Consider the following 5,071-nt stretch of genomic DNA (forward strand, 5'->3'; position numbering starts at 1 on the left):
TTAGTCTAAAGTCTAAGGTCTTAAAGTCTAAAGTTTTCACTTTATGACTTTTGACTTTCGTCTTTGAGACTGCTCGCGTCGAGCTAATATCTTAACATACTGAGATAAATAATTCAAATTGTCATCCTGAGCTTGTCGAAGGACGGATTAGAAAGTTTCCCCTCCCTTTTATCAAGGGAGGTGATTTGTACATAAGCTTACAGGTTATTAGTACTACTCGGCTATGACATTACTGCCTTTACACCTATAGCCTATCAACGTGGTCATCTTCCACGACCTTTAAAAGAAATCTCATCTTGTGGTGGGTTTCGCGCTTATATGCTTTCAGCGCTTATCCCTTCCCAACGTAGCTACTCTGCAGTGCCCCTGGCGGGACAACAGATACACTAGAGGTTAGTCCAATTCGGTCCTCTCGTACTAGAATCAGATCCACTCAAATTTCTAACGCCCACAGTAGATAGAGACCGAACTGTCTCACGACGTTCTGAACCCAGCTCGCGTGCCACTTTAATGGGCGAACAGCCCAACCCTTGGGACCTTCTCCAGCCCCAGGATGTGACGAGCCGACATCGAGGTGCCAAACCCCCCCGTCGATATGAGCTCTTGGGGGAGATCAGCCTGTTATCCCCGGCGTACCTTTTATCCTTTGAGCGATGGCCCTTCCATGCGGAACCACCGGATCACTATGCTCTACTTTCGTACCTGATCGACCTGTATGTCTCTCAGTCAAGCTCCCTTATGCCATTGCACTCTTCGCACGGTTACCAAGCGTACTGAGGGAACCTTTAGAAGCCTCCGTTACTCTTTTGGAGGCGACCACCCCAGTCAAACTACCCACCAAGCAATGTCCCCCTGATTAAGGGGTTAGGCCTCAGATAAACAAAGGGTTGTATTTCAACAATGACTCCACAACGCCTGGCGACGCCACTTCACAGTCTCCAACCTATCCTACACATCATTTATCCAAGGTCAATACTAAGCTATAGTAAAGGTGCACAGGGTCTTTTCGTCCCACTGCGGGTAAACGGCATCTTCACCGTTACTACAATTTCACCGAGCTCATGGCTGAGACAGTGTCCAGATCGTTACACCATTCGTGCAGGTCGGAACTTACCCGACAAGGAATTTCGCTACCTTAGGACCGTTATAGTTACGGCCGCCGTTTACTGGGGCTTCAATTCAATGCTTCTCCGAAGATAACATCTCCTCTTAACCTTCCAGCACCGGGCAGGTGTCAGGCCCTATACTTCATCTTACGATTTGGCAGAGCCCTGTGTTTTTGATAAACAGTCGCCTGGACCTCTTCACTGCGGCCCACATCGCTGTGGGCGACCCTTCTCCCGAAGTTACGGGTCTATTTTGCCTAATTCCTTAGCCATGAATCTCTCGAGCACCTTAGAATTCTCATCCCAACTACCTGTGTCGGTTTACGGTACGGGTACTAAATACCTGAAGTTTAGAGGTTTTTCTTGGAAGCCCTTAGGCGCACTATCACTTCAACCGAAGTCTCCGTGTACTATCGTATTTCACCATTCTCTACGGATTTGCCTATAGAGAATATAGCTAGGTACTTTAACGAACTATTCCGTCAGTTCGCGGCGCTTTCATCACTCCGTCACCCCATCACAGTATTCAGTAGTACGGGAATATTAACCCGTTGGCCATCGACTACCCCCTTCGGGTTCGCCTTAGGTCCCGACTAACCCACAGCTGATTAGCATAGCTGTGGAAACCTTAGTCTTTCGGTGTGCGGGTTTCTCGCCCGCATTATCGTTACTTATGCCTACATTTTCTTTTCTAACTAGTCCAGCATGCTTTACAACACACCTTCAACCCTGTTAGAATGCTCCCCTACCACTTACAATAAATTGTAAATCCATAGCTTCGGTAGTATACTTATGCCCGATTATTATCCATGCTCGTCCGCTCGACTAGTGAGCTGTTACGCACTCTTTAAATGAATGGCTGCTTCCAAGCCAACATCCTAGCTGTCTGGGCAGACAAACCGCGTTCTTTCAACTTAGCATACATTTGGGGACCTTAGCTGATGGTCTGGGTTCTTTCCCTCTCGGACTTGGACCTTAGCACCCAAGCCCTCACTGCTGTAAAACATTATATAGCATTCGGAGTTTGTCAGGAATTGGTAGGCGGTGAAGCCCCCGCATCCAATCAGTAGCTCTACCTCTATATAACTATTATCAGCGCTGCACCTAAATGCATTTCGGGGAGTACGAGCTATTTCCGAGTTTGATTGGCCTTTCACCCCTACCCACAGGTCATCCGAAGACTTTTCAACGTCAACCGGTTCGGTCCTCCACTGTGTGTTACCACAGCTTCAACCTGCCCATGGGTAGATCACACGGTTTCGCGTCTAACACTACTGACTAAAGCGCCCTATTCAGACTCGCTTTCGCTACGGATCCATACCTGAAGTACTTATCCTTGCCAGCAACGTTAACTCGTAGGCTCATTATGCAAAAGGCACGCCGTCACCCCACCAAAGGGCTCCGACCGCTTGTAAGCGTATGGTTTCAGGATCTATTTCACTCCGTTATTCACGGTTCTTTTCACCTTTCCTTCACAGTACTGGTTCACTATCGGTCTCTCAGGAGTATTTAGCCTTAGCGGATGGTCCCGCCAGATTCAGACAGGGTTTCACGTGCCCCGCCCTACTCAGGATACCTCTATTTATTATACTCGTTACCCATACGGGACTATCACCCTCTATGGCGCTACTTTCCAGTAACTTCCGGTTCCTTGTACATAAAATGTCGTGGTCCTACAACCCCAAAATTGCCGTAACAAATTTGGTTTGGGCTAATCCGCGTTCGCTCGCCACTACTTACGGAATCACTTTTGTTTTCTTCTCCTCCGCCTACTTAGATGTTTCAGTTCAGCGGGTTTGCCCACCTATCGGTGTACTATGTCTTCAACATAGTGGGTTGCCCCATTCGGATATCTACGGATCAAGTCTCATGTGCAGATCCCCGTAGCTTTTCGCAGCTTATCACGTCCTTCTTCGCCTCTGAGAGCCTAGGCATCCCCCATACGCCCTTATTTTGCTTATTGTACTATAATTATGCCTAATGATAAACATAATTACGTGTTCTTTCTACTTTTTTGTATTTTTTATCTCAATATGTCAATGAACTTTTTCTTTAGAGGAAAGAGCAAAGATAAAAGAGCAAAGACTAAATCTTTTTTCTTTTCTCTTGTTTCTATCTTCTTTAGATAGTGGAGAATAACGGAGTCGAACCGTTGACCTCCTGCGTGCAAGGCAGGCGCTCTAGCCAGCTGAGCTAATCCCCCGTTTTTTTTAAAATTCCAAATTTTTAAATTCCAAATTCCAAAAAATAAGGATTTCAACCTCTAGAATTTCCTTTTAATTTAAGTTTTTCAGTATTTTTCTAAATCTTAAATCTAAAATCTACATTCTAAAATCTAAAATCTTTAAAAAAGTAGTCCCGGGCAGACTCGAACTGCCGACCCCTACATTATCAGTGTAGTACTCTAACCAGCTGAGCTACGAGACTCTGTTTTTACTTAATTTCTTATTCTTTTTTTTTAAATTAACAGCAAGAGTAATACAATCTTAAGATTCTACCTTAAGTTCCCTATCGTCTTTTCCCTAGCGTGCTCTAAGCTAACACTAAGGCTCTAGAAAGGAGGTGTTCCAGCCGCACCTTCCGGTACGGCTACCTTGTTACGACTTAGCCCTAGTTACCAGTTTTACCCTAGGCAGCTCCTTGCGGTCACCGACTTCAGGCACCCCCAGCTTCCATGGCTTGACGGGCGGTGTGTACAAGGCCCGGGAACGTATTCACCGGATCATGGCTGATATCCGATTACTAGCGATTCCAGCTTCACGGAGTCGAGTTGCAGACTCCGATCCGAACTGTGACCGGCTTTATAGATTCGCTCCTCCTCACGAAGTGGCTGCTCTCTGTACCGGCCATTGTAGCACGTGTGTAGCCCAAGGCGTAAGGGCCGTGATGATTTGACGTCATCCCCACCTTCCTCTCAGTTTGCACTGGCAGTCTCGTTAGAGTTCCCGACTTCACTCGCTGGCAACTAACAACAGGGGTTGCGCTCGTTATAGGACTTAACCTGACACCTCACGGCACGAGCTGACGACAACCATGCAGCACCTTGTAAATTGTCCGAAGAAATATCTGTTTCCAAATACGTCAATCTACATTTAAGCCTTGGTAAGGTTCCTCGCGTATCATCGAATTAAACCACATGCTCCACCGCTTGTGCGGGCCCCCGTCAATTCCTTTGAGTTTCAAACTTGCGTTCGTACTCCCCAGGTGGGATACTTATCACTTTCGCTTAGCCACTGAAATTGCTCCCAACAGCTAGTATCCATCGTTTACGGCGTGGACTACCAGGGTATCTAATCCTGTTCGCTCCCCACGCTTTCGTCCATCAGCGTCAATAAACCAGTAGTAACCTGCCTTCGCAATTGGTATTCCATGTAATCTCTAAGCATTTCACCGCTACACTACATATTCTAGTTACTTCCTAATTATTCAAGTCCAGCAGTATCAATGGCCGTTCCATCGTTGAGCGATGGGCTTTCACCACTGACTTACTAAACCGCCTACGGACCCTTTAAACCCAATGATTCCGGATAACGCTTGGATCCTCCGTATTACCGCGGCTGCTGGCACGGAGTTAGCCGATCCTTATTCTTACGATACCGTCAAGTCCCGACACGTCGGGATGTTTCTTCTCGTACAAAAGCAGTTTACAATCCATAGGACCGTCATCCTGCACGCGGCATGGCTGGTTCAGACTTGCGTCCATTGACCAATATTCCTCACTGCTGCCTCCCGTAGGAGTCTGGTCCGTGTCTCAGTACCAGTGTGGGGGATCTCCCTCTCAGGACCCCTACCCATCGTCGCCATGGTAAGCCGTTACCTTACCATCTAGCTAATGGGACGCATGCTCATCTTTCACCGTTGGAACTTTAATCATAAAGTGATGCCACTCTATAATACTATGAGGTATTAATCCAAATTTCTCTGGGCTATCCCTCTGTGAAAGGCAGATTGCATACGCGTTACGC

Annotated in this window: 2 tRNA genes and 2 rRNA genes; all 4 read right to left on the minus strand. The window is 47.0% G+C overall.

The annotated features are described in order from the left end of the window. Window positions 1-187 precede the first annotated feature (187 nt). Window positions 188-3,069 (minus strand): 23S ribosomal RNA (locus tag H599_RS0117575). 166 nt (window positions 3,070-3,235) lie between these two features. Next, a tRNA-Ala gene (locus tag H599_RS0117580) sits at window positions 3,236-3,309 on the minus strand. Window positions 3,310-3,459: 150 nt separating this feature from the next. After that, a tRNA-Ile gene (locus H599_RS0117585) sits at window positions 3,460-3,533 on the minus strand. A 128-nt stretch (window positions 3,534-3,661) separates the two neighbouring features. After that, window positions 3,662-5,071 (minus strand): 16S ribosomal RNA (locus H599_RS0117590); the annotation flags it as partial.

It is taken from the genome of Flavobacterium daejeonense DSM 17708 (genome assembly GCF_000425425.1).
GTDB lineage: Bacteria > Bacteroidota > Bacteroidia > Flavobacteriales > Flavobacteriaceae > Flavobacterium > Flavobacterium daejeonense.